The sequence below is a fragment of the Maritimibacter sp. genome (assembly GCF_016774595.1).
GTDB classification, from domain to species: Bacteria; Pseudomonadota; Alphaproteobacteria; order Rhodobacterales; family Rhodobacteraceae; genus Maritimibacter; species Maritimibacter alkaliphilus.
Genome location: NZ_JACBWT010000002.1, coordinates 1,445,991 through 1,470,538, shown reverse-complemented (window position 1 = coordinate 1,470,538; position 24,548 = coordinate 1,445,991). Strand labels below are relative to the sequence as shown.

28 protein-coding genes and 2 tRNA genes are annotated in these 24,548 nt (G+C 64.9%); 12 read left to right on the top strand and 18 right to left on the bottom strand.

Annotated features, from left to right (window positions below):
• Positions 1-76 precede the first annotated feature (76 nt).
• Complete coding sequence (locus HOY44_RS18365; RefSeq protein ID WP_138423954.1) at positions 77-262, bottom strand: DUF3553 domain-containing protein; 186 nt, start codon at positions 260-262, stop codon at positions 77-79.
• A gap of 27 nt (positions 263-289) precedes the next feature.
• On the opposite strand from HOY44_RS18365, the gene HOY44_RS18360 reads away from it, so the two are divergent.
• On the top strand, positions 290-886 hold the full coding sequence (locus HOY44_RS18360; RefSeq protein ID WP_287436731.1) for a histidine phosphotransferase family protein: 597 nt from the start codon (positions 290-292) through the stop codon (positions 884-886).
• Positions 887-991: 105 nt separating this feature from the next.
• Here HOY44_RS18360 and HOY44_RS18355 read toward each other — a convergent pair whose 3' ends face one another.
• The 7 genes from HOY44_RS18355 to HOY44_RS18325 all read right to left on the bottom strand — a co-directional run bounded on the left by HOY44_RS18355 (position 992) and on the right by HOY44_RS18325 (position 6,832).
• Positions 992-2,245 carry a glutamate-5-semialdehyde dehydrogenase gene (locus HOY44_RS18355; RefSeq protein ID WP_287436728.1) on the bottom strand — a complete coding sequence of 418 codons (1,254 nt, stop codon included), beginning with the start codon at positions 2,243-2,245 and terminating at the stop codon, positions 992-994.
• A gap of 223 nt (positions 2,246-2,468) precedes the next feature.
• Entirely contained in the window at positions 2,469-3,581 is a 1,113-nt protein-coding gene (gene proB, locus HOY44_RS18350) for a glutamate 5-kinase (protein WP_287436726.1), read from the bottom strand.
• Entirely contained in the window at positions 3,569-4,615 is a 1,047-nt protein-coding gene (gene obgE / locus HOY44_RS18345) for a GTPase ObgE (protein WP_138423958.1), read from the bottom strand. Before obgE ends, proB begins: the two co-directional genes overlap by 13 nt.
• Before the next feature lie 62 nt (positions 4,616-4,677).
• Entirely contained in the window at positions 4,678-5,187 is a 510-nt protein-coding gene (locus HOY44_RS18340) for a GNAT family N-acetyltransferase (protein ID WP_287436724.1), read from the bottom strand.
• A gap of 4 nt (positions 5,188-5,191) precedes the next feature.
• Positions 5,192-5,749 (bottom strand): GNAT family N-acetyltransferase, encoded by a 558-nt coding sequence (locus tag HOY44_RS18335; protein ID WP_287436722.1) that lies wholly within the window; start codon positions 5,747-5,749, stop codon positions 5,192-5,194.
• 174 nt (positions 5,750-5,923) lie between these two features.
• Positions 5,924-6,193: a 50S ribosomal protein L27 gene (rpmA, locus tag HOY44_RS18330; RefSeq protein WP_008329093.1), complete on the bottom strand. Its 270-nt coding sequence runs from the start codon at positions 6,191-6,193 to the stop codon at positions 5,924-5,926.
• 12 nt (positions 6,194-6,205) lie between these two features.
• Positions 6,206-6,832, bottom strand: coding sequence for a 50S ribosomal protein L21 (locus HOY44_RS18325; RefSeq protein ID WP_008329098.1), 627 nt, complete (start codon positions 6,830-6,832; stop codon positions 6,206-6,208).
• 292 nt (positions 6,833-7,124) lie between these two features.
• On the opposite strand from HOY44_RS18325, the gene HOY44_RS18320 reads away from it, so the two are divergent.
• Together HOY44_RS18320 and HOY44_RS18315 are read left to right on the top strand one after the other, a co-directional pair.
• Positions 7,125-8,222, top strand: a complete 1,098-nt coding sequence (locus tag HOY44_RS18320) for a glycosyltransferase family 2 protein (RefSeq protein ID WP_287436719.1) — start codon at positions 7,125-7,127, stop codon at positions 8,220-8,222.
• 22 nt (positions 8,223-8,244) lie between these two features.
• Positions 8,245-9,816 carry an acyl-CoA synthetase gene (locus HOY44_RS18315; RefSeq protein ID WP_287436717.1) on the top strand — a complete coding sequence of 524 codons (1,572 nt, stop codon included), beginning with the start codon at positions 8,245-8,247 and terminating at the stop codon, positions 9,814-9,816.
• Positions 9,817-9,822: 6 nt separating this feature from the next.
• Here HOY44_RS18315 and HOY44_RS18310 read toward each other — a convergent pair whose 3' ends face one another.
• Positions 9,823-10,653 carry a hypothetical protein gene (locus tag HOY44_RS18310; RefSeq protein ID WP_138423962.1) on the bottom strand — a complete coding sequence of 277 codons (831 nt, stop codon included), beginning with the start codon at positions 10,651-10,653 and terminating at the stop codon, positions 9,823-9,825.
• A gap of 176 nt (positions 10,654-10,829) precedes the next feature.
• On the opposite strand from HOY44_RS18310, the gene HOY44_RS18305 reads away from it, so the two are divergent.
• Together HOY44_RS18305 and msrB are read left to right on the top strand one after the other, a co-directional pair.
• Positions 10,830-10,919: transfer RNA gene (locus HOY44_RS18305), tRNA-Ser, on the top strand.
• A 123-nt stretch (positions 10,920-11,042) separates the two neighbouring features.
• Positions 11,043-11,483 carry a peptide-methionine (R)-S-oxide reductase MsrB gene (gene msrB / locus HOY44_RS18300; protein ID WP_040884406.1) on the top strand — a complete coding sequence of 147 codons (441 nt, stop codon included), beginning with the start codon at positions 11,043-11,045 and terminating at the stop codon, positions 11,481-11,483.
• A gap of 84 nt (positions 11,484-11,567) precedes the next feature.
• On the opposite strand, the gene HOY44_RS18295 is transcribed toward msrB, so the two are convergent.
• The 4 genes from HOY44_RS18295 to HOY44_RS18280 form a co-directional block, all read right to left on the bottom strand.
• A complete protein-coding gene (locus HOY44_RS18295; protein ID WP_138423963.1) occupies positions 11,568-13,073 on the bottom strand; it encodes a cytochrome-c peroxidase in 1,506 nt (501 codons plus the stop codon).
• 190 nt (positions 13,074-13,263) lie between these two features.
• A complete protein-coding gene (locus HOY44_RS18290) occupies positions 13,264-13,608 on the bottom strand; it encodes a hypothetical protein (protein ID WP_287436713.1) in 345 nt (114 codons plus the stop codon).
• A gap of 30 nt (positions 13,609-13,638) precedes the next feature.
• Entirely contained in the window at positions 13,639-14,355 is a 717-nt protein-coding gene (locus HOY44_RS18285; RefSeq protein ID WP_138423965.1) for an RlmE family RNA methyltransferase, read from the bottom strand.
• A 1-nt stretch (position 14,356) separates the two neighbouring features.
• Complete coding sequence (locus HOY44_RS18280) at positions 14,357-15,469, bottom strand: Ppx/GppA phosphatase family protein (protein WP_008329130.1); 1,113 nt, start codon at positions 15,467-15,469, stop codon at positions 14,357-14,359.
• 207 nt (positions 15,470-15,676) lie between these two features.
• On the opposite strand from HOY44_RS18280, the gene HOY44_RS18275 reads away from it, so the two are divergent.
• Positions 15,677-16,003, top strand: a complete 327-nt coding sequence (locus HOY44_RS18275; RefSeq protein ID WP_287436711.1) for a virulence factor — start codon at positions 15,677-15,679, stop codon at positions 16,001-16,003.
• Positions 16,000-17,055 carry a methyltetrahydrofolate cobalamin methyltransferase gene (locus HOY44_RS18270; protein ID WP_008329133.1) on the top strand — a complete coding sequence of 352 codons (1,056 nt, stop codon included), beginning with the start codon at positions 16,000-16,002 and terminating at the stop codon, positions 17,053-17,055. The genes HOY44_RS18275 and HOY44_RS18270 overlap by 4 nt, the downstream gene beginning before the upstream one ends.
• 155 nt (positions 17,056-17,210) lie before the next feature.
• Here HOY44_RS18270 and HOY44_RS18265 read toward each other — a convergent pair whose 3' ends face one another.
• The 4 genes from HOY44_RS18265 to HOY44_RS18250 all read right to left on the bottom strand — a co-directional run bounded on the left by HOY44_RS18265 (position 17,211) and on the right by HOY44_RS18250 (position 20,135).
• Positions 17,211-17,627: a DUF1330 domain-containing protein gene (locus HOY44_RS18265; RefSeq protein WP_008329134.1), complete on the bottom strand. Its 417-nt coding sequence runs from the start codon at positions 17,625-17,627 to the stop codon at positions 17,211-17,213.
• Between the two features lie 84 nt (positions 17,628-17,711).
• Complete coding sequence (gene tig, locus HOY44_RS18260) at positions 17,712-19,043, bottom strand: trigger factor (protein ID WP_040884408.1); 1,332 nt, start codon at positions 19,041-19,043, stop codon at positions 17,712-17,714.
• Between the two features lie 181 nt (positions 19,044-19,224).
• Complete coding sequence (locus HOY44_RS18255) at positions 19,225-19,812, bottom strand: hypothetical protein (RefSeq protein ID WP_287436706.1); 588 nt, start codon at positions 19,810-19,812, stop codon at positions 19,225-19,227.
• Positions 19,813-20,050: 238 nt separating this feature from the next.
• Positions 20,051-20,135 (bottom strand) — tRNA-Leu (locus tag HOY44_RS18250).
• 136 nt (positions 20,136-20,271) lie between these two features.
• Between HOY44_RS18250 and HOY44_RS18245 the strand changes: the two genes are divergently transcribed.
• On the top strand, positions 20,272-20,787 hold the full coding sequence (locus HOY44_RS18245; protein ID WP_008329139.1) for a Hint domain-containing protein: 516 nt from the start codon (positions 20,272-20,274) through the stop codon (positions 20,785-20,787).
• Positions 20,788-20,814: 27 nt separating this feature from the next.
• On the opposite strand, the gene HOY44_RS18240 is transcribed toward HOY44_RS18245, so the two are convergent.
• On the bottom strand, positions 20,815-21,279 hold the full coding sequence (locus tag HOY44_RS18240; RefSeq protein ID WP_008329141.1) for an Lrp/AsnC family transcriptional regulator: 465 nt from the start codon (positions 21,277-21,279) through the stop codon (positions 20,815-20,817).
• A 148-nt stretch (positions 21,280-21,427) separates the two neighbouring features.
• Between HOY44_RS18240 and HOY44_RS18235 the strand changes: the two genes are divergently transcribed.
• Genes HOY44_RS18235 through HOY44_RS18220 form a run of 4 tightly spaced genes read left to right on the top strand, consistent with a single transcriptional unit; the run spans position 21,428 to position 24,519 of the window.
• Positions 21,428-21,727 carry a DUF2849 domain-containing protein gene (locus HOY44_RS18235; RefSeq protein ID WP_008329143.1) on the top strand — a complete coding sequence of 100 codons (300 nt, stop codon included), beginning with the start codon at positions 21,428-21,430 and terminating at the stop codon, positions 21,725-21,727.
• Entirely contained in the window at positions 21,727-23,388 is a 1,662-nt protein-coding gene (locus HOY44_RS18230) for a nitrite/sulfite reductase (protein ID WP_287436701.1), read from the top strand. The genes HOY44_RS18235 and HOY44_RS18230 overlap by 1 nt, the downstream gene beginning before the upstream one ends.
• A complete protein-coding gene (locus HOY44_RS18225; protein WP_138423971.1) occupies positions 23,378-24,103 on the top strand; it encodes a phosphoadenylyl-sulfate reductase in 726 nt (241 codons plus the stop codon). The genes HOY44_RS18230 and HOY44_RS18225 overlap by 11 nt, the downstream gene beginning before the upstream one ends.
• Entirely contained in the window at positions 24,100-24,519 is a 420-nt protein-coding gene (locus tag HOY44_RS18220) for a DUF934 domain-containing protein (RefSeq protein ID WP_287436698.1), read from the top strand. Before HOY44_RS18225 ends, HOY44_RS18220 begins: the two co-directional genes overlap by 4 nt.
• Positions 24,520-24,548 lie beyond the last annotated feature (29 nt).

Below are 24,548 nucleotides of genomic sequence, written 5' to 3'. Positions count from 1 at the left end.
CAACAGCAGCGTTCGCTGCGTTGGTTTGACACAATTCTAGGTTGTGATAGCGTCGGAGAAACGGATGAGGCGCCCGTCAGCCTTCGTCGAAAACCGGTGTGAGATCGACTGTGGAGATATCAATGACCTGCTTGCCCGCGTGCTCGAAATTCACCGTCACCTTGCCACCGATATTCGACTGCACCTGCCCCAGACCCCAGTCGGGCTGGGTCGGGCAGCGCACGAGCTGGCCGGGTTCGAGAAGCGAGGCGAGCGGGTTCATCGGGTTCCTTTCGGCGGGTGACGCGGCATGAGCAAGGGCGAAACCGCCCCGGCCCCGGATCTGGTCGCCCTCGTCGGATCGCGCATCTGCCACGATCTCGTCAGCCCGTTGGGCGCCATCGGCAACGGGATCGAGCTTATGACGCTGACCGGGGGAGAGGAAACCCCCGAGATGGCGCTGGTCAATGAAAGCCTTGTGAATGCGCGGGGGCGAATCCGGTTCTTTCGGATCGCGTTCGGGGCGGCCACCAGCGGCGCCGTGGTGCGTGCCGGCGATCTGGCCGAGGCCGTTGCCGGCATCGAAACCAAGGCGGTCGTCGAGTGGCGTATTCCCGGCGACATGGCCCGCACCGACGCGAAACTCGCGCTTCTGGCGCTCAATTGTCTGGCGAGCGCGATGCCCTATAGCGGGCGGATTTCGGTCGAGCGGGACGCAGGCGGCCTTGTCGTGACCGGGCGCGCCGAGCGGTTTCGCATCGAAGACGACGACTGGGCCTTGATCGACGGGCGCGGAACGGCCACGCCCGCCAACATCCACTTCGCCCTGTTGCCGGAAGAGGCCTTTGCTCAGGGCCGACAGGTCACGCTGGCACAGCTTGAAACCGAGGTTCGGCTGACCGTCTGACCTGTCCGGTCCGGGCACAGGCCAAAGAGAACCGAAGGCTTGGTGTTCACGTCATCACAGAGCCCCGCCGAAGCGGGCGGCCTGCAACGGATATCTTGGCGAGGCCTACGGTCGGACCGTGCCGTCACCCTCGACGATGTATTTGAACGAGGTCAGTTGTTCGGCCCCCACCGGCCCGCGCGCATGCATCTTGCCGGTGGCGATGCCGATCTCGGCCCCCATGCCGAACTCGCCGCCATCCGCGAATTGGGTCGAGGCATTGCGCATCAGGATCGCGCTGTCGAGCCGTTCGAAAAACTTCGCCGCCGCCGCATCGTCCTCGGTCAGGATGGCATCGGTGTGGGACGAGGAATAGGTCCGGATATGGTCGATCGCCGCGTCCAGATCATCCACGACTTTGGCCGCGATGATCGAGTCGAGGAATTCGGTCCCCCAGTCGTCGTCGGTCGCGACGACTGAGCCCTTGAGGCCCTCGCCCGCGCGCACTTCGACCCCCGCCGCCATGAGCGCGTCGATCACGGTCTGGCCCAGATCCAGCGCCTCTTTGTGGACGAGCAGACATTCCGCCGCGCCGCAGATCCCCGTACGCCGGGTCTTGGCGTTGATGACCACGTCCATCGTTTTCTGCGGGTCCGCCGCCTTGTCGATGTAAACGTGGACGATGCCTTCGAGATGGGCGAACACCGGCACCCGCGCCTCGCGCTGGACGAGGCCGACAAGCCCTTTACCCCCGCGCGGCACGATCACGTCGACATAGTCGGTCATGGTCAGAAGCTCGCGCACCGCTTCGCGGTCGCGGGTCGGCACGCGCTGAATCGCGTCCTCCGGCAGACCCGCCGCCTTCAGGCCTTCGACCAGACAGGCATGGATCGCGCCTGACGAGTGGAAACTTTCAGAGCCGCCGCGCAGGATCACGGCGTTGCCCGCCTTGAGGCACAGGGCGCCCGCATCCGCCGTCACGTTGGGACGGCTCTCATAGATCACGCCGATCACGCCCAGCGGCGTGCGCACGCGCTTGATGTGCAGGCCCGAGGGCCGGTCCCATTCCGACATCACCGCGCCGACGGGATCGTCCTGGGCCGCCACCGAGCGCACGCCGTCGCACATGCCCTGAATGCGGGCCTCGTCCAGCATCAGCCGGTCCATCATGGCAGGCGACAGACCCTTTTCACGGCCATATTCGAGGTCTTTGGCATTGGCCGCGATGATCTCATCCCGCCGCGCCCACATGGCGTCGGCGGCGGCATCCAGCGCCTTGCGCTTGGCATCCGATGGCGCGAAAGCCAGCTCCGCAGCGGCGGCCTTTGCCTTGCGGCCCAGTTCCTGCATCAGCGCGGGGATGTTTTCAGCGTCTTTCATCGGAGCCTCCGTTGTCGCCGAGCTTACATAGGCGCAAGCGGGGCGTGGGTCAAAACATGATCGTGCGGCGGGGTGTCGGGATGGCGCCAGGCCGGATACCAGAATCCTAGGATTCTAGTATCTTGCACGGACAGCAAGGATTTGAAATCAACGCCTTGCGCGCCGCCTTTCATCCGAAAGTGTTAACAAGGGGGCCTATAACCCCTGCCCGAAGCCCGAAAAATCAGAGCGCCATATCGTCCCGGTGGATCAAGGCCGCGCGCCCCGGATAGCCGAGTGTCGCCTCGATCTGGTCCGACCGCTTGCCGGCGAGCAACTTGGCCTCGTCCGAGGTGTAGCGGCTGAGACCGGCCCCGATATGCGCCCCGCCCGGTCCGAGGATTTCCACCGGATCGCCGCGCCCGAACCGGCCCGTGACCAGCGTCACCCCGGCGGGCAGCAGCGACTTGCCTTTGCCGAGCGCCGCCACAGCGCCCGCGTCGAGCATGACCGTACCTTTGGGCTTCATCGACCCGATCCAGTGCTTGCGCGCCGCGCTCGGGTCTTCCCGCGCGACGAACACGGTCGCCCGCGCACCGTCCTCCAACGCCGAGAGCGGCTGGACCGTGCTGCCTTCGGTGATGATGAGCGAACAGCCCGCCGCCATCGCCGTCTGGGCCGCAAGCAGCTTGGTCTTCATCCCGCCTTTCGACAGGCCCGTCCCGGCGTCGCCCGCCATCGCCATCAACTCGGGCGTGATCTCATCCACCACCGGAAAATGCTGCGCTTCGTGGTCGGTCTTGGGGTTGCCGGAATAGAACCCATCCACGTCCGACAAAAGCACCGTCAGGTCCGCGCCGATGGTCACGGCGACCTGCGCGGCCAGCCGGTCGTTGTCGCCGTAGCGGATTTCGTCGGTCGCGACCGTATCGTTCTCGTTCACGATCGGCACCACACCGAAGCTGAGAAGCTGCTCAAGCGTCGCGCGGGAGTTCAGATAGCGCCGCCGATCCGCGCTATCCTCGAGCGTTACCAGCACCTGCGCGGTGGTGATCCCCTTGGGCGCGAGCACCTCTTCATAGGCGCGTGCCAGCCGGATTTGGCCGACCGCCGCCGCCGCCTGCGATTGCTCCAGCGCCAGACCGCCTGCGGGCAGGCCCAGAACGCCGCGCCCCAGCGCGATGGACCCGGACGAGACCAGCACAACGTCCATCCCGCGTGCCTTCAGCCGCGCCACGTCCTCCGCCAGCCCGATGAGCCAGTCGGATTTCAACGCGCCGGACGTGCTGTCGACCAGAAGCGCGGAGCCGATCTTGACGACCAGCCGCCGCGCCGCCCCAAGGCTCAGGGTTGCCAAGGCTCGTTCTCCTCGTCCCCGCCCTCGGCGGCCTTCTGACGATAGCGGTCCGCCCCGATCTCGGCCTTCAAGGCGCGCAGAACCTGCGTCACGCCATCCTTGGCCACGCCGGACATCTCATAGACCGTGCCGCCCGACGCCTCTTCCAGCGCCGCGCGCTTTTCCTCGCGCTCCTCGTCCAGAAGTGCGTCGATCTTGTTCAGAACCGTGATGCGCGGCTTGTGGGCGAGGATGCCGCCATAGGCCTCCAACTCGCCCACGATGGTCTCGTAATCCGTGACCACGTCCTCGGCGGTCCCGTCGATCAGGTGCAAAAGCACGGCGCAGCGTTCGACGTGGCCGAGGAAGGTATCGCCCAGCCCCCGCCCTTCGTGCGCGCCTTCGATCAGGCCGGGAATGTCGGCCACCACGAATTCCACGTTGTCCACACCCACGACGCCAAGGTTCGGCACCAGCGTGGTGAACGGATAATCCGCGATCTTGGGCCGCGCGTTGGAGGTGGCCGCAAGGAACGTTGACTTGCCCGCGTTCGGCAGGCCCAGAAGGCCCACGTCCGCGATCAGCTTGAGCCGCAGCCAGATCACCCGCTCGATCCCCGGCTGGCCCGAGTTCGCGCGACGCGGCGCCTGATTGGTCGCGGTCTTGAAGTGCAGGTTGCCGAAGCCGCCGTTGCCGCCCTTGGCGATCACCAGACGCTCGCCCACCTCGGTCATGTCGGCGATGACGGTCTCTTCGTCCTCGTCCAGCACTTCGGTCCCGACAGGGACGCGCAGGACGATGTCGTCGCCCGATTTCCCGGTGCGCTGGTTGCCCATGCCGGGCTGGCCGTTCTTGGCGAAGAAGTGCTGCTGGTAGCGAAAGTCGATCAGGGTGTTCAGACCCTCGACCACCTCGATCACCACGTCTCCGCCGCGCCCGCCGTCACCGCCGTCGGGCCCGCCGAATTCGATGTATTTCTCGCGCCGGAAAGACACGCAGCCGTTCCCGCCGCTTCCCGAACGGATATAGACCTTGGCGAGATCGAGGAATTTCATAGGTTTCAGGCCTTTCTGTTGGCCCCTGCGATAGAGGGAAACGCGGTATGGCTCAAGGGCCGTTACGGGCGCGGCAAGCTGTAGTGGATGGTGACGAGCCGGGTCTGGCGGGCGCGATTGTCGTCGAGACTGCGCTCGACCTCGCGAAAGCCCAGCTTGGTGAGGATGCGGGACGAGGCCGGATTATCGGCCCAGACCCGCGCGCGAATGTCCGGGTGATCCCCGGCGTCGAAGCCGTAGCCGACCAGCGCCCGCGCCACCTCAGTGCCCAGTCCCCGGCCCCAATGCGTCTTTGCCAGCAGGTAACCGATTTCGCCGTTCGCGAACTGGCCCGTGCCGACGGGCAGGTCGCCATCGCGAATGATGCCGAAGAACGCCGCCTCGTCCATCCGCGTTGCGATCCGGTCGCGCACGAAGTCGAGCGACACGGGGTGCGGCCACGTTCCGGTCATGCGCACCACGTCCCAGTCGGACATGATGGCATGAAGCGCACAGGCGTCATCCGGTGTCTGTCGTGTGATCCGCAGGCGGGGCGTGACGATCACGTCGCCTGCGCCCTGCCCTTGTGTCATGGCGTCAGCGCATCTTTCGGCTATAGGTCCAGGTCGGGACATTGGCATCGCGCGCGACCGAGAACGCCTCGCTGTCGCCGACATAGGCGAAGCCCGCGTTGGTCAGCACCCGGGCGCTCGCCGGGTTGTCCTGAAACACCTCGGCAAAGAGCGTGTCGTTGCCCAAGGGGTTCGCGGCGACCAGCGCCTGCACGGCTTCCGAGGCGAGCCCGGTGTTCCAGAACGGCGGCGCGACCCAATAGCCAAGCTGGCTTTGGTTGCGGTCCATCCGGGTCAGGCTGATGACGCCCAGAACCTCATGACCCCGGTCGCCGCCCTCGACGGACGAACCGTCCATCACCCAAACGTCTTCCAGGCGGTCCGCGGTCATCGCGCGTTTGACGAAGGCGTCCGTGGTGCCGGGGGCCAGAGGATGCGGGATCGACCGCGTCTCTTCGGCCACGCGCCGATCACCGGAGTAATGCGCGAGCATCCCCACGTCCGATGCCTTCGGCGGGCGCAGAACGAACCGTTCGGTTTCGATCAGAACCTGATCCTGATCCATGACTGTATCGACTTTCATACGCTCTCCTCCTCGAAAGCGTTCACCGGCCCGATATGGGGGCGCAATCCTGCACCCCAAGGCCGTTCGGTAAACACTTCTTGGCGATCCGGCCTCCTCTCCGTCACGCCTAAAACGACGAAGGGGGACCGGTTTCTAGCCGATCCCCCTTGTCTTACTTTGCCGGGTATCGGCTTATTCTGCGGCCTCCGCTGCCGGGAGGACCGATACGAAGGTGCGGCCCTTGAGGCCCTTCGCAAAGGTCACGCGGCCTTCGGCGGTCGCGAAGATGGTGTGATCGCGGCCCATGCCCACGCCTTCGCCCGGCCACACTTTGGTGCCGCGCTGACGGACGAGGATGTTGCCCGGGATCACGGCTTCGCCGCCGTATTTCTTGACGCCAAGGCGGCGACCGGCTGAGTCGCGGCCGTTGCGGGAGCTACCACCAGCTTTTTTATGTGCCATTTCGCTCTCTCCTTACTTCGCCAGATCGGCGGCTTCGGCAACCCATTCGGGCTTCACGTTGACCGCGTCAAAGGTTTCGATGTCGACTTTCGCGAGCTCGGCGTAGGTGTTCACACCGGCTTCGTTCAGTTTCTTCTGCATCGCCGGGCCGATCCCGTTGATCGCGGTCAGGTCGTCGGACCCACCAGCGGCCGGGGCTTCGGTCTTGGCTTCCGCTTTCGGGGCGGCTTTGGCTTCGGCCTTGGGCGCCGCTTTCTTGGCGGGCTTGGCAGCGGCCGGGGCCGACGGGGCCGAGCCTGCACCGATGGCGGCCTTGATGCCCGACTTGTCCGCGCCCGATTCGAGAATGTCGGTGATGCGAAGCAGCGTCAGCTGCTGACGGTGGCCTTTGGTGCGCTGCGAGCTGTGCTTGCGGCGGCGCTTGACGAAGTGGATGAGCTTCTCGCCCTTGATCTGGTCGATCACTTCGGCCTGCACACCGGCACCTTCCACGAGGGGCGTGCCAAGGGTCGTGCCGACCATCAGAACTTCGTTGAACTGGATCTTTTCACCGGCTTCGGCTGCAAGTTTCTCGACACGGACGACGTCGCCGGTCTGAACCTTGTACTGCTTGCCGCCAGTCTTAACGACTGCAAACATGGGGTCTTCCTTTTTCTCCCGCGTTCTGTGGCCCCGGCGATCCGGCGTTCGCGGGGACATCCCCCGGCCTCGAACAGCGCGCCCTGCTAGGGGCGTTGTTTCATATAGCATTCCGGCCCGCGGGAATCCCCCGTGCGCCAGAGCCGCGTGTATCGGGGCATTCGGACCCCAAGTCAAGGAAAACAATGGCAACCGCGACCGGCGACCGGCCCGCCGGACATTGACCCCCCATCCGCTTCGCGAAAGGCTCACGGGGATCGTCGAATCGTTTCAGACCCATTGACCGGATTCCATGCCCAAGTTCTTGAATTCCCTGACGCAGCGTGTCGGATCACTCGCCGCCCCGCTCGGACCGCGCCGCCCGGCCCTCGCCCCCGTTTCCGGCCCCCTCGGCGGCTTCGACATTCCCGAGGTGCCGGGCATCAGCCTGGTCACCGCCAACAAGAACCGCACCGAAAACATGCTCCCCGCGCTCAGGACGTGGATCGACCGGCCCGAGATCGACGAGATCGTCATCGTCGACTGGGATTGCGACGAGCCCCTGCGCGACGTGCTGGAGGCCAAGGGCATCTCGGACCCGCGCCTGCGCGTCGTGCGGGCCGTGCAGGACGAGGTGTGGCATGGGCCGCGTGCCTTCAACACCGCCATGCGGCTTGCGCGTTACGACAAGATCCTGCGGATCGACGGGGATATCGTGCTGAAGCCCGACTTCTTCACGCGCAACAGGCTCCCCAAGAACAGCTTCGTCGCCGGGAACTACCAGATCGTCGAGCAAAGCCAGGTCCACATCAACGGCACCGTGCTGTTTCACCGCGCCGACATCGCAAGGATCGGGGGACAGAACGAATACACCATCGGTTACGGGTGGGAGGACGACGATTTCTACAACCGGCTGATGCGGGCGCGGGTGAAGCGGATCGACCTGATCCCCGAGACGGTCTACCACCTGCCCCACGACGACACGACGCGCGTGCCGCCGCCCGAAAACCAGTCGACGCGCGCGCTTTACATGTCGTGGCCCCGGTTCACGATCCGGCGCAATCGTCTGCTGATCGAACAGATGCCCGCCTGGGACGCGAGCCGACCGATGCAGCCCTTCGATCATGTGGTCGCCCCCGACGGCACCGAGACGCTCGTGCGCACCGGCCCCAATCCGTCCGAAGTGTCCGACGTGATCGCCGACCGGGTGACGAACATGGCGATCCTGTTCTTTCTGGCCCGCCGCAAGGGGGCCGAGGTCATGTGGCTTGACGACATTCACCTGAGCCGCCTTCTCGACCTGCCGGAAAGCGAGATCAACCGCGACATGGTGAAAGAGATCATCGCCGCACAGAATGCATCCGGCGGCCCGTTTCTGAGCGCCGACATCGCGCGGCGGTTCGAGCCGTAGGGCGCACATTGAGGAGAACAGGATGAGCACGACGACCGACCGAAACATCGCCCGCGCCGGGCGCAACACCATCGCCGACGCGCTGACCCGCGCCGCGCGCCGTTACGGCGATCGCACCGCGCTCCATTTCGGGGACCGGACATGGACCTTCACCGGGCTTTACGATGGCGCGGGACGGATCGCCGCGCGGCTTCTCGAGGCGGGCCTCGTGCCCGGTGACCGGGTGGCGGCCTATGGACGCAATTCCGACGCCTACCTTCTACTCTACCTCGCCTGCGCCCGCGCAGGGTTCATCCATGTGCCGATCAATTACGCTCTGGTCGGGCGCGAACTGGCGTATATCCTCGACAACTGCGGTGCCGACGCCCTGTTCGTCGATCCGGCGCTTCAGGACATGGCCGACCCGGTTCTGGCCGGGATGGAGCCGCTGAAACTGGTCGGCACCACCCATTCCGGTGACGGGCTGGACGCGCTGACGATGGCGCAGGACGACGCGCAGTCCGTGCCCGGCGATCTGGGCGAAGGGATCGACGCCGAGGATCTGGTCCAGCTGCTTTACACCTCCGGCACGACCGCCGCGCCCAAGGGGGCGATGATGAGCCACCGCGCCCTGCTGGCCGAATACACAAGCTGCATCGTCGAGCTGGAGCTGTCCGCGAAGGACCGCGCCCTTGCCGGCCTGCCGCTTTATCATTCCGCGCAGATGCATGTGTTCACGGTGCCCCAGTTCCTCGTCGGGGCGACCACGTGGCTGATCGAGGCGCCCCTGCCCGACCTGTGCCTCGAACTCATCGAGACGCACGGCATTACGTCGTTCTTCGCGCCGCCGACGGTCTGGATCAGCCTCCTGCGCAGCCCGGCCTTCGACGCACGCGATCTGACGAGCCTCGAATACGTCTACTACGGCGCGTCGATCATGCCGGTGCCGGTGCTTCAGGAACTGCGCGAACGTCTGCAGGGCGCGCGGCCCTTCAACTGTTACGGCCAGTCGGAGATCGGGCCTCTCGCCACGGTCCTCTACCCGCATGAACACGAAGACCGCCCGGCCTCTGCGGGCCGCCCGATCTACAACGTGGAAACGCGGCTGGTGGACGAGGATATGAACGACGTCGCCCCCGGCGAGCAGGGCGAGATCGTGCATCGCTCGCCCCAGCTTCTGTCAGGCTACTGGGACAAGGCCGAGGCCACCGAGGAGGCCTTCGCGGGCGGCTGGTTCCATTCCGGGGATGTGGGCGTGATGGACGAGGCGGGCTACATCACCGTCGTCGACCGCACCAAGGACATCATCAAGACCGGCGGAACGATGGTCGCGAGCCGCGAAGTGGAGGAGGTGCTGTTCACCCACCCGGCGGTCAGCGAAGTCGCCGTAATCGCCCTGCCCCATCCGAAATGGGTCGAAGCCGTCACGGCCGTCGTCGTACTTCGCGAGGGAGCCGAGGCGAGCGAAGACGACCTGATCGCTTTTGCGAAAGACAACCTCGCGCCGTTCAAGCTCCCGAAACGGGTGCTTTTCGCATCCGAACTGCCGCGCAATACGGCGGGCAAAATCCTGAAACGGACCCTGCGCGACACGCACGAGGCGCTTTACGACTGACCGGGGTCAGATGTCGGTTTGCGGCGACAGATCGGCCAGCCGGGCGGCCAGCGTTTCATAGCGGTCGCCCATGATCTCATACTGGATGCCGTTCAGGATTTCGTAGACCTGCTGCATCTGGGGGTCTTCGAGGGCTTTGCGGTAGGCCACGACCTCCTCGTCCGAGAAGGACTGATAGACGTAGGCCGACCCGAAGACGCCGCTGGTGGAAATCGCGTTGGCAAGCTGATCGCTCTGCTGGCTCAGGATTTCGCGCAACTCGGCCTCGGAATACTGGATGTCCGAGGCACCGGCGGCCATCGCCGCCATCATGTAGCGCACCTGAATTTCGATGATCGCGCGGGTCGATTGTTCGACCCCGCCAATCGCGGCGGACATCTTGCGGTATTCCTCGATCCGGTCGGGGTTTTCATCGGCCAGCCGCGTGACGATCATCTCGCCCTCGGCCATCTGGCGCTCGTTCGACACGCCATGGCCCGCGTTCTCGGCCTCGACCAGCCGCTGACCCAGCTCGGAGCCGTAAAAGTCCATGCCGTGATCCACCAGCTCCTGCGGCATGATCGCTTCCATCATGTCGAGCGTGTCCTCGATCATCGCGTCGGGGTCGAACACCTGTTCCGACAGGCGCACCCATTCGCTTCCGAAGGCGTCCGGGTCCGCCCCCGCGATGCCGGGGCCGTTCATCGCCCCCTCCTGCATCGAGGTGATGGCGACATCGAATCCCGTGACTTCAAGAAATTCGCGCGAAGTTTCGCGGTCTGCGGCCACGAGCGCGGCCCCGAAACAGATGGCGGCCACGGCCACGGCGGCCCCGGTCATAACACGTTGGAAGGTCATGCTTTGCTGTCCTTTCCTTGCTGGCAACGCCCCATACCCTAAGCACCCGCGAGCCATCGCTCAAGAAACGGTCCCGTGACATGGCGGGGATGGGCGGGGCCCCGCCCGAATTTTCGTGAAGATATGGGTTGCGCCCATCCGCGCCTTACACTACATCGCCCGCCACAGACCCCCGCGGAGAGGTGCCGGAGTGGTCGAACGGGGCGGTCTCGAAAACCGTTGTGGGTGCAAGCCCACCCAGGGTTCGAATCCCTGTCTCTCCGCCACTTCGCCGATGTGCGAAGCGCGCTTTCCCGGACTTTGCCGACGCACGTGACGATCACGTGACCCGATCGGGGCTGGATTTTTCCTGCGTCCGCGCCATGTTGACCCCAAAGACGGAGGACAAGATGGCACAATACGAAAAGAACCCCGACGCCGTATCCGCGCTGGACGAAATGTCGTTCTACGTGACCCAGCAATCGGGCACCGAGCGTCCGGGCACGGGCAAATACCTCGATAACAAGGCGCGCGGCATCTATGTCGACATCGTTTCGGGAGAGCCGCTGTTCGCCTCGTCCGACAAGTACGATTCCGGCTGCGGTTGGCCGAGCTTCACCAAGCCGATCGAACCCGCCCATATCAACGAATTGCAGGACCGCACGCACGGAATGATCCGGACCGAAGTGCGCTCGACCCACGGCGACAGCCATCTGGGCCACGTGTTCCCCGACGGTCCCCCCGACCGTGGCGGGCTGCGCTACTGCATCAACTCCGCCGCCCTGCGTTTCATCCCTTTCGAGGATATGGAGGCCGAGGGTTACGGCGCCTACACCGATCAGGTGGAGTGACCCCGTTCCGCGCCGGGGTCAGCGCACACCGGCGGCTCGGGGTCGGCCCCGAACCGCCGACAATTCCGACGACCGCCGAGGGCCTTAGCGCCCCAGCAGTTGCGCGGTGATTTCCCGGTCCACCCGCACCAGTTCGGCAGGTGTGATATCCGGGCGGCGCACCGGGCCGACGGCGGGCACCGGATTGGCGGCCCGGATGATGCGGGCACGGTTGGGTGTCATCGGTTGCGGCGCGGCAGGGGCTTCGACCAGCCCCGGCGGCAGCACCTGATCCATGGCGAGGCCCGACAGCACGCTGGCGGGAACCCCAAGACGCCCGGTCAGCGCAATCGGGTCTTCCAGTGCCTCTAGAAAAGCGATGAGCGCCGGAATTTGCTCCTCGGTCACATCCACCCCGTCGAATTCGATGGCCGCCGCGATGCGTGCCATTTCCTCCGGGTCGTCCAGCGCCTCGGTGTCCAGATGATCGGTGTCCACGTCATGCAGCACCGCCTGATCGATGGTATAGGCCATGAGGCTGTCCCTCGGGTTCATGTGGTGGCGGATCACCGCCTCCAGCGTCGCATAGGCGCCCGCATGACCGTATGGCGCGGTCAGGGTCACGTTGCGCAGGGACGGCGTGCGGAACTTGTAGGCATCATTCGGGTCCTGCGTCACCGACATGCGCCCGATGTCGGCGTAGATCCGGTCGGCCACATGGGCCTTGCCCGGCCCGATCTGGGGCATCCCGATGGCGTGAAAGCTGTTGTCGGTCTGGAACGTGCCCGCGTGGCAGCCGGAACAGCCCGCGTCACCGTAAAACAACTCCATCCCCTCCATCGCGAGGTCCGAAAGCTGGTCTTCCTCGCCCCGCAGGTAGCGGTCGAACGGGCTGTCGGTCGAGCGGAACTCGAACGTCATGAAGCTGGCCAGCGCATTGGCGATGTCGGTGATGTGCACCGGCTCGTCCGGCCCGATGATCCAGTCGAAGGCCGCGCGATAGGCCGGGACACCCTCGACCTTGGCGGCGATGGTCGACCACGCGCCGGACTCGCCCATGAAGGTCATCTTCTCGACAAGCGCGGCGGTCTCGTTCTCGTCATGCTGGCCCGCCATCTCGTCGGCCGAGGTGATCGGGAGCAGCGCCTGCGCGGCCAGCGGGTTCAGGACCGGCCGTTCGAGGTCGCGGGCGGCGGGCATCAGCACCCCCTGCGGACGCTCGGCATCGGTCTGAAGGCGCCCGTCATGGAACATGGTGTGAAACAGGGTCGATCCCCGGTTCCACAGCGCCGGGGCGTTGCGCGGGATGCGGGCATAGACATGCTCGCCCTCGCCCAGCCGCCGGTCGGGGCCAAGACCCACGCCCCCCTCGCCGATGGACAGCGACATGCCGTCCGATGTGCCCAGCGTCGGGTGGTGGCAGGTCGAACAGGCGATGTTCTTGTTGCCCGCGAGGATGGGATCGAAGAACAGCGACTGGCCCAGCATGGCCTGCTGAATGTCGATCTTCGGGAACATATCCGCCGTCGCCGGGTCCGGCAGATTGTCGGGCGCCGCCAGCGACGCCCCCGCGACGAGGCACATGAGCCCCACAAGATACCCCTGTTTCATCCGATCCCCTCGCAATGTGTCTTGAGCAAATTCCTTGCTTCAAGACTACCTCACGTTTTCGAGATCACTCAAACATTTCAGGTATTTGCCGTTACTTTGTCGCGCGTTGCGACAAGGTAACCGGGCGAATTGCGGGATTGTTTCGATGAACCGGACAGTCGCCCGACCCAGGTGTTTCGCGACTCACCCGTCACTCGATCGCGGCGACGTCCTCGGGCGTCGCACAGGTCGTCGCCTCGTCCGGGTATTCGTGGGTCCAGACCAGCGCGTTCAGAATGTCGTCGACGTCGAACCCGTAGGTGCCGTTGAAATACTGATAGCCGCGCACCCCGCGCTTCATGACATGGGTGCGCTCATCCTCGGTCATGTCATAGCCGCCGCGCAGCTTGAGCGTCACCGTTTCCGGCGCGTCGGTGTCGAGAAAGACCTCTTGATAGACGTCGCCGAACTCCGGCTCGCAGGTGAATTTCAACAGATCGGCAGAGGCCGCATTGCCCGCCAAAGCGAATGCGGAACACAGGATGAAAGGCTTCAATGGAACTCTCCCCAAACAAGTGAGGAAAGGTTAACCGCGGAACCCCGTCGCCACCACGAATTTTTCCGAGGAATCCGACCGTGACGCGGGCGGCTTGATGTTCACGACCTTGGTGAACTTCTGCTTGAGCAGCTTCTGAAGATCGCCCTCGGCCCCGCCCGCCAGAACCTTGGCGACGAATGTGCCGCCCTCTTCCAGCACGTCGAAGGCGAAATAGGCGGCGGTCTCGCACAGCGCGATGATGCGCAGGTGGTCGGTCTGCTTGTGGCCCGAAGACGCGGCGGCCATGTCGGACATGACCACGTCGGCCTTGCCGCCAAGCCATTCCTTCACCTTCTCGTCCGCATCGTCCTCCATGAAATCGAGTTGATAGGCCTCGGCCCCCGCCACCGGCTCGACCTCCTGCAAGTCGACGCCCAGAACAGTGCCGACCTTCTTGCCCTTCTTCTCGCCAAGCGCGTTCACCCGTTCGACGGCCACCTGAAGCCAGCCGCCGGGCGCGCAGCCCAGATCGACGACGCGCGCGCCGGGAACGAGAAAGCGGAATTTCTCGTCGATTTCGAGGATCTTGAAGGCCGCCCGGCCCCGATACCCCTCGTCGCGGGCGCGTTTCACGTAGGGGTCGTTCAATTGCCGTTCGAGCCACCGGGTCGAACTCAGCTTGCGCCCACGCGCCGACTTGACCTTCACGCGAAGGTCACGCTGCCCCCGGCCGGAGGCGTTCTTCTTTCCCGGTGGTTTGGTCATCTCAGTAGGGTCCGTCTTCCAGCACGCCGTCGCGCGACATCTGCGCGTAGAGCAGCCCCTCGCGCAACCCCCGGTCGGCCACGGACAGGCGGTCGGTGGGCCAGATCCGCAACAGCGCCTGAAGGATCGCGGCCCCGGACATGATGAGCGCCTGACGGTCCTTGCCGATGCGCGGGTCGCGACGGCGCCCTTCCGGCCCGGCGGCGAGGTAGCCGCGAATGACCTTGTCGATCTGGTCCGAGGTCATGCGCAGCCCGTCGACCTTGTTGCGGTCATAGCGCCGGAGGCCCAGATGGGTCGCGGCGACCGTCGTGACCGTGCCGGAGGTGCCGATGATCTGGAACCCTTCGCGAGCCTGTTCCTTGTGGAACGGGCTGAATTCGCCCAGCTGTTCTTCGAAATACCAGCTCATCAACGCGAACCGCGCGGCGTCGTCGTCCACGTCGTCGAACTGCTCACGCAGCGTCGCCACGCCCAGCGGAACCGAGATCCAGTCGACCACGCGGGCCAGCGGAAATGGCCCCGGATCGCCCTTGAACCCGGCGTGAAGCCGCATGATCGACTTCTGCCGGTCCTTCGGCGCGATCTTGGAGAGGTCGAGCCAGACAAGCTCGGTCGAGCCGCCGCCGATATCGACCACCAGAAGTTGCTCGGTCTTGCGCCCGACCAGCGGCGCGCAGGAGATCACGGCGAGCCGCGCCTCTTCCTCGGGCCGGATGATTTCCAGCTTCAGTCCGGTCTCGCGCTGCACGAAGCGCATGAAATCGCGCGAGTTCGTCGCCCGTCGGCACGCCTCGGTCGCGATCAGCCGCATGTGGCTGACTTCGTGCTTCTGAAGCTTGCGCTGACAGATTTTCAACGCCTGAACGGTTCGCGCCATCGACGCGCGCGACAGCCGCCCGGAGCCGCCAAGCCCCTGACCGAGCTGGACAGATTTCGAGAAACTGTCCACGACGTGAAACTGGTTCCCCTTGGGCTGGGCAATCAGCATACGACAACTGTTGGTGCCGAGGTCCAGAGCCGCATACAGGCTGTCTGGATCCGGCTTGACCGGCGCGGGCTGCTCGACCGCTTTCGGGAACGCGCCCGCACCATCGGGACGCTTGGGCGCCATAACTACACGCCCTCCATATCGAGTTACCTTAAAGGTAGTGCGGGGGCGGTGCGCTGGCAAGCGCCCTAATATGCGAAGATGCTTATGTGAAACCGCACAGGCGCTCTGCGAACATGCCGATGCGGGCCGCTATCACGCGGGGATATGTCGCAAACTGGCCCGCAGCCCGTGCCCCGACGGTCTAAGCGGGTGGGAAACGGAGGGCACATGGCCGAGGTCACAATCGTCTACTGGCGCGACATTCCCGCGCAGGTCATCGTCGGCCGCGGTCGCAAGGCCGCGAAGGTGCCGTTGCCCGAACGCTTCGAACAGGCGATCGACCGGGCCGCGATGGGCGCGGGCCTTGCCGGAACCGACGACTACCTTGGCGAATGGCGCCGCGCCGCACCCTATTCGGTCGATGGCGACGACCGGGCAGTGGCGGAGGCCGAGGCCGCGAGACTCGACGCCGCGTACGACCAGGACCGCCTCAAGACCTTGATTTCAAACGCAGGCCGCGCCCAAGAGGCCGGACAAGACAGGGACAGACCATGACACGCACCGTTCTCGAAAGCGCGACCAAGACCGTTACCATCGGCTTCGACGAGCCGTTCTGCGTGATCGGCGAACGCATCAACCCGACGGGCCGCAAGAAGCTCGCCGCCGAGCTTGAGGCGGGCGATTATTCGACCGTGGAACGCGATGCCGTGGCGCAGGTCGCCTGCGGGGCCACCGTGCTCGATGTGAACGCGGGCGTCGTCTACAACTCCAACCCCAACCCGAACGAGACCGAGCCGCCGCTGATGACGGCGATCCTCGAACTCGTGCAGGGTCTGGTGGACGTGCCGCTCTGCATCGACTCGTCCGTGCCCGCCGCACTTGAGGCCGGACTGAAGGTGACCAAGGGCCGCCCGCTGGTGAACTCGGTCACGGGCGAGGAAGAGCGCATGGATTTCGTCCTGCCGCTGATCGCGAAATACAACGTGCCGGTGGTGGCGATTTCGAACGACGACACCGGGATTTCCGAAGACCCCGACGTGCGCTTCGCCGTGGCGAAGAAGATCGTGGAACGCGCCGCCGATTTCGGCATCCCGGCCCATGACATCGTGGTCGACCCGCTGGTCATGCCCGTGGGCGCGATGGCGACGGCGGGCAAACAGGTCTTCACCCTCGTGCGCCGCCTGCGCGACGAACTGGGCGTGAACACCACCTGCGGCGCGTCGAACATCTCGTTCGGCCTGCCCAACCGCCACGGCATCAACAACGCCTTCCTGCCGATGGCGGCGGCGGCGGGCATGACTTCGGCGATCATGAACCCGCTCGCCCTGCCCGTCCCGCAGGCGAAGATCGCCGAGAAGAAGGCCGAGGTGGAAGCCGCCGGGATCATCTTGCCCGACGGCATGGATGACGAAACCTTCGTCACCCTCTTCGGTCTCGGCTCGACCCGGCACAAGCCGGGGAAAGAGATGGAGGCGATCCGCGCGGCCAACATGCTGCTCGACAACGACCCGCATGGCGCGGAATGGATCCGCTTCAACTCCGCCAATCAAGGCGCGGGCGGGGCCGCCGGGGGCCGTCGCGGCGGCCGCAATCGTCGGCGCGGCTGATGTGACCCAGCGGTGCGCGCCCAAGGGCGCGCGCTTGGGGAGCCTGAAATCTCCTTGGAGATTTCAGGCGGAATGAGGGGCGCTGCCCCTCAAACACCCCGAAGTATTTCTGAAACGAAGAAGAACGGGACCACGCACGTTCTTTTCGGGCGGCTTCAGCCGAAATGTTCGCCCGCCTCGCCCGGTGCCATGCGGATCAGGCGTGAAGTCTTGACCCCCGCCTGCCGGTGTTTCATCGCCTCACGATAGGCCGGGTCTTTTATCATTTCGACGAAGGCGTCGACCGAGGGGTATTCGGCCACGAAGCAGAAATCCCACTGCTCGTCCTGCGGCCCGATCAGCATGAATTCCATCTTCCCGGACCAGACGATCCGTCCACCGACACGTTTGAAAATCGGCCCGCTTTCGCGCCCGTAGGCCTCGTAGGCCTCGAACCCCGTCGAGGTGCGCCCATCGTCGTAGGTGGCGATCTCTTTCATCTTGACGAGGTTCAGCATGTGGATCGGCCCGTCGCGGTCGATCCCTCGGAACTCAGCGAAGGCATCGCCTTCGAAGCCAGTGTAGTCGGTCATGGCATCCTCCCTGCCCCGACCGTAACACCGGGAACGAAAAAGGCCGCCCCGAAGGGCGGCCCGTCACGCAACGTCACGCTGCGCTCATTCGTTGTCGAGTTCCTCGACCGCTTTTTCGAGCTCTTCCTTGGAGACCTCTTTCTCGGTCACCTCGGCTTTTTCCGCGATGTGATCGACGACCTTGTCCTCGAACAGCGGCGCCTGGATCTGCTGGCGCATCTGCGGGTTCTGCTGCACGAAGTCGAAGAACTGACGCTCCTGACCGGGATACTGACGCGCCTGGTTCATCACGGCTTGGGTAAACTCGGCATCCGTCACCTGCACTTCGGCCTTCTGACCGATGTCGGCCAGCACGAGGCCAAGGCGCACGCGGCGTTCGGCAAGTTTCTGGGCGTCGTCGCTCACCTCGATTTCCGGGTGGTCGTGGCCGTGCACGTCGGGGTTTTCCTCGTGCCACAGCTGATGCGCGATCTGCTTGGCCTCGGCCTCGACCAGCGACGGGGGCAGATCGAACGACACTTTGCCGTCGAGCGCGTCGAGCAGGCTGCGCTTCATCACCTGACGGGCCGCACCGGCGTATTCGGCTTCGAGACGCTCGGTGACCTGCGTTTTCAGGGCTTCGAGGTTCTCGGCACCGTATTTCTGGGCGAGGTCATCGTCGATCTCGGCCGCTTTCGGCTCTTTCACTTCCTTGATCGTGCAGGAGAACACAGCTTCCTTGCCCGCAAGGTTTTCCGCGCCGTATTCTTCGGGGAAGGAGACGGTCACGTCCTTCTCTTCACCGGCCTTCACGCCGACGAGCTGCTCTTCGAAGCCCGGAATGAACTGGCCGGAGCCGAGCACCAGCGGGAAATCTTCGGCCGAACCGCCGTCGAAGGCTTCGCCGTCGATCTTGCCGACGAAGTCGAGCACGACCTGATCGCCGTCCTTGGCTTTCGAGCCTTTCTTGCGGTCTTCGAAGTTCTGCGCGTTCTCGGCGAGGTTCTTCAGCGCGTCGTTCACCTCGTCGTCCGAAGCCTTGACCACCAGACGCTCGAGCTTGATGTCGCTCAGGTCGACGTCGGGGATGTCGGGAAGCGCCTCATAGGTCATCTCGACCTCGACGTCGTCGCCCTCTTTCCAGTCCTCGTTGGTCATCTTGACCTCGGGCTGCATCGCCGGGCGGTGGCCGGTTTCCTCGAAATGCGCGTTCATCGCACCGTCGACGGCTTCCTGCATCGCCTCGCCCATCAGGCGCTGGCCGAAGTTCTTTTTCAGAAGCGCCATCGGCACCTTGCCCTTGCGGAAGCCCTTCATTTCCACTTCGGGCTGCGCTTCGGCAAGCTTTTCGTTGACCTTCGCGTCCAGATCGGAGGCAGGCACCACGATCTTGTAGCCGCGCTTGAGGCCTTCGTTCAGGGTCTCGGTAACGCTCATCTTCGGTTCCTTCATAGGCAAACAGGGCGCGCGCACGCGCCCCCGGAAATTTTCACGCCCTTCTATTTGCGCGATGCGGGGTGTGCAAGCGGTTTGCCCGCGAATTCGCCGCCGGAGACGTGACACGCAGAAAGGCCCCCGCCAATGGCGAGGGCCCCACGGGTCACGATGCGACAGGGCGTCAGCCGCGATCGTCGACCAGCACGTCGTAGCTGCCGTCGGCCTTGGCGTAGATGCCGATGACATTCTCGGCCTCATAGCCGCTTTCTTCGAGGGCCGCCGAAAGCTTTTCATTGGCTTCGATGTCGGCGCTCCAGTCGCCCTCCATCGACGCCATCGCATTGTCGAGCGCCTGCGCGTTGCCCGAGGCGTTGCCCTGAATTTCGGACAGGGCCATCACGTCGATCGTGGCGTCTTCGCCGATGTCGTCGAAGTTCACGTCGGCGTTGGCGCCGGTCTGGATCGAGGACACGATGCGACCGTAGTTCCAGTCGCCCGACTTGCCCGGTGCCTCCATGTCGTCGCCACCTTGGGCCACCACGTCGGCATTGCCGGTCACCTCGCCCGCGACGCCGCTCTTGCCGGGCGCATCGCCGGCCGAGACGGAGCCGTTGCCGCCCGCATTGGCCGAGATCGACCCGTTGCCGCCGCCGACATCGGCCGAGACGCCGCCGCCGACGTCCGCGCTGACGCCCTGGGCCAGTGCCCCGGTCGCGACGGTGCCTGCAAGCAGGGCTGCGAGGGTGATGGATTTTTTCGAGTTGGTCATTGGATTTCTCCTTTGCTTCGGGCGCATCGCTGCGCCTTTGGTGAGGGGCCAATGAGGGGGGAGCGGCTTGGGTTCCTGTCGATTTTGCCCTGTCGCGGCGGTCGGAACTTTCCCGCCGCATCCGACAGCGTCGCGCAGCGAACGATCGCCGATTTTTCACGCAGGTCTTCACAGGGCTGGAACGCACGGCGAGTGCCGGAGGGCGCGGTCCGGCACATTGCTTTGCATGAAAATTGAGTGGTGCGGGTGAAGGGACTCGAACCCCCACGCCTCGCGGCGCCAGAACCTAAATCTGGTGCGTCTACCAGTTCCGCCACACCCGCACGGGCGTGGATTTAGCATCACGCATTCGCGCTGGCGAGAGGCGATTGCCGCCTTTTCGACAAATTTTCTTGGCGCTTAACCCTTTGTTTGGTTAGGGTGAGGGAAAACAAACAGGCAAAATTGAGCAGGTAAACCATGACCCAGATCATGTCTCGGGTCGCGCAGGGACAGCCCCTTCGCGTCACCCTTCCCCTGTGCCGTTCGGGCCTTGGCCTCGGCACCAACGTGATGACGGCGGACGGGGCCATTCCCGTCGAGTTCCTGACCCCCGGCGACCGCATCGTGACGCGCGACGCGGGCCTGATCGACCTGACCGACATCGCCGTCAGGACCGTTCCGATGGGCGACCTTGTCCGCATCCGGCCATCGGTCCTCGACGAGGTCGGCGACGGGCGCGACCTGGTCATTTCGGCGCGCCAGAAGGTGCTGATCCGCGACTGGCGTGCGCAGGCGATGTTCGGCAAACCCGCCGTTCTGGTCGAGGCGCGCAAGATGGCCGACGGGGCCTATTTCACCCATTTGACCGGCGCTGCGCCGATGAGGCTGTTCCAACTGACGCTCAAGGGCGGCACGCATCTTATGCAGATCGCGGGCGGCATGGTGGTCACATCCGTCAAGACCCCGAAAAAGGTAACCGTGTCAAAGGGCTGACCTTCGCCGGCCCAATGACGGGCACGGTCACGTCAACGGCAGTTCGGTGGTGAACTTGATCTCTTCCATCGACAGAAGCGCGGTGACGTTGAAGATCTTCACCTCGGAAATCAGCGCCTGATAGAACTCGTCATAGGCCCGTGCGTTTCGGACCCGGACCTTCAGGATGTAGTCGATCTCACCGGCGAGGCGATGCGCCTCCATCACCTCGGGCCGCGCCTTGAGCGTGGCGAGGAATTTTTCCTGCCAGTGCGCCTCGTGCTCGGAGGTGCGGATCAGCACGAAGAAACAGGCCTCGAACCCCAGTTTTTCGGCGTCCACGATGACGGTCTGCGCACCGATCACCCCCGCCTCGCGCATTTTGCGAATCCGGTTCCAGACCGGGGTCTTGGACGAGCCGACTTTGCCCGCGATCACGTCCAGAGACTGGCTCGCATCCGCCTGTAGTTCGCTGAGAATTTTCCGGTCGATGTCATCCAGCCGTAACGTCATTCTGCCATGCTCCCGTTTCATGGGCCAATCATCCCGGCTGACTTCGGACTTGGAACGAATGTTCTTATTCGCCCGCCCTACTGGCCCGGAATTGGGACAATGTCCTATATTCTGCATAAGCGAAAGCCAAGATACGACGAGGCATAACATGGCCAAACGTTTCCAGCCCGGAATTGTCAGCGCGAACGACCTTCTGTCGGGCGCCGTCATCTACCTTGCCGCCGACGGCAAGTGGGTCTCGACCATGTCGGGAGCCGAATTCATCACCGACGAAGAGCGCGCGGCCGAACGTCTGTCGCTCGCCGAAAGCCAGCCCGAGATCGCCGTGGGCCCCTACCTCGCGCCCGCCGACAACTCGGACAACGGCCCGGTGCCCAATCACTTCCGCGAAAGCTTCCGCGCCGCCGGCCCCTCGGCCCCGGCCCGCAAGTCCTGGGGGATCGCCTGATGCTCGACGCACAAAGCAACCCGACCCGCACCTACCTCGACCGCCGCGTCGAGGAGTTTCGCGCACAGGTTCAGCGCCGCATCGACGGCTCGCTGACCGAGGACGAGTTCCGCCCGCTGCGCCTGATGAACGGTCTTTACCTGCAACTGCACGCCTACATGCTGCGCGTGGCCATCCCCTATGGCACGCTGAACGCAGATCAGTTGGACGTGCTGGCCGAGATTTCCGAGCGGTGGGACCGTGGCTATGGCCACTTCACCACGCGCCAGAACATCCAGTACAACTGGCCCAAGCTGCCGGACGTGCCGGACATGCTCGCCCGCTTGGCCGACGTGAACCTGCACGCGATCCAGACCTCGGGCAACACGATCCGCAACGTGACCGCCGATCCGCTGGCGGGTGCCCATGCCGACGAGCTGATGGACCCGCGCCCGGTGGCCGAGCTGATCCGCATTTGGTCGACCGATCATCCGGAATACCAGTTCCTTGGCCGCAAATTCAAAATCGCCGTGACCGGCAGCCCGAACGACCGCGCGGTGACCAAGGCGCACGATCTGGCCGTTCGCATCGTCGAGCGCGACGGTGAGGTCGGCTATCAGATCATCGTCGGTGGCGGCCTTGGCCGCACGCCGGTCGTCGGCAAGATCATCCGGGATTTCCTGCCGCAGGCCGATCTGCTGCCGTATCTCGAAGCGGTCCTGAGCGTCTACAACCTCGCCGGTCGGCGCGACAACAAATACAAGGCGCGCATCAAGATCACCGTCAACGAAATGGGGCTCGAGGACTTCTCGGCACTGGTGGACGAGGCGTTCGCCCGCATCCGGCCCGAATTCAAGGGCGCCGATCAGGACCTGCTGGCCGATCTTCAGGTGGCGTTCGAGCCACCCGCCCTGCCCGCACGCGACACCGACGCCTATGAAGCCGCCCGCGCGTCCGATCCGGTGTTCCGGTCGTGGAGCGATATCAACCTGCGCCCGCATTTTCAGGACGATCACGCGATTGCGATGATCTCGCTCAAGCCGCACGGCGGCGTGCCGGGGGATGCGAGCGCGGATCAGATGCGCCTCGTCGCGGCTCTCGCCCGCAAGTTCGGCAACAACGAAATCCGCGTGACGCAGGAACAGAACCTCGTCCTGCCGCATGTCGCCAAGGCCGACCTGCCCGCGCTCCACGCCGAACTCAAGGCCGCCGGGCTCGCCACCGCGAACGTCGGGCTGGCGTCCGACATCATCGCCTGCCCCGGTATGGATTACTGCGCGCTGGCCACGGCGCGGTCGATCCCGATTGCCCAGCAGATCGCCGAACGGCTGGAAGAGTACGAAGTCGAGGTCGGCGAAATGGCGATCAAGATTTCGGGCTGCATCAACGCCTGCGGTCATCACCACTTGGGCGACATCGGTATCCTCGGTCTCGACCGGGCCGGCGTCGAAAACTACCAGATCACGCTGGGCGGCGACGCGGGCGCGGACCTCAAGATCGGGGACAAGACCGGGCCGGGCTTCGGCTATGACGAGGTGACCGACGCGATCGAGCGCCTGATCCTCGCTTATCTCGACCTGAGGGCCGAGGGCGAGCGGTTCAGGGACACCATCGCACGGACAGGCGCCGAGCCGTTCAAGGCCGCGCTCTATGGAGAAGAGGGGAACCGAGATGCCGCTTGAAGCCTTGGCCTTTCCCGACCGTCACGATCTGGCCCGCCGGATCAATGACCGGTTCGACCCGATGGACGCGCAAGGCGTCGTCGAAGCCGCGCTGACCGAAAACGGCCATGTCGCGCTGGTGTCGTCCTTCGGCACCGAATCCATCGTGCTGCTCGACATGGTGAGCCGTGTCGACCAGACCGCGCCGGTGCTGTTTCTGGAAACCGGGATGCTGTTTCCCGAAACGCTCGACTACCAGAAGGACGTGGCGCTGATCCTCGGCCTGACGAACGTGCAGATCGTGCGCCCCGCGCCCGAGGATCTGGCGGCGAAAGATCCGTTCAATCGCCTGCACATCGGCAACACCGATGCCTGCTGCGACATCCGCAAGGTTCTGCCGCTGGAACGGGCGCTGACGCCCTTCGATGGCTGGATCACGGGCCGCAAACGCGCCCACGGCGGGCAGCGCGCGCAGCTCGACCTTGCCGAGGTCGAGGGAGACCGGCTCAAGTTCAACCCGCTGGCCCATTGGTCGGGGCAGGAATTGCGCGACTACATGAAGGCGCATGGCCTGCCGAACCACCCGCTGACGGCCAAGGGGTTCCAGTCGGTCGGCTGCGCGCCCTGCACCTCGGCCACCAAGCCGGGCGAAGACCCGCGCGCGGGCCGCTGGCGCGGTTCGGACAAGGAAGAATGCGGAATTCACTTCATCGACGGAAAGGCGGTGCGCGGATGACTCTGATCGTAACCGACAAAGGCTTCGGCCAAGACGATTTCACCGGAGGCTTCGTCGCGCTCGAAGGGATTTCGGCCGGCGCGGGCTGTAACGATTGCGGCATCGACCTGTCGCCCTCCGACGACCTGAACGCCCATCGCGACCTGTTGCTGAACGCCCGCGCGATCCGCATCTCGTTCGGCTCCTTCGCCGACGGTCGCGGCTTCACCACCGCCAAGTCGCTGCGCCTCATGGGCTACACCGGGCGGCTGCGGGCGGGCGCGGGCCTGATCGCCGACCAGTATGCGATGGCGCGCCGGGCGGGCTTCGACGAAGTCGAGATCACGGACGAGCTTGCCGAACGCCAGCCCGAGGGCCAGTGGCTCTTTCGGGCCGACTGGCAAGCCTATGACCATCAGTCGCGGCTGCGCGGGTAGAAGCGCAGCCGAACCTCCTGTATAGCCTG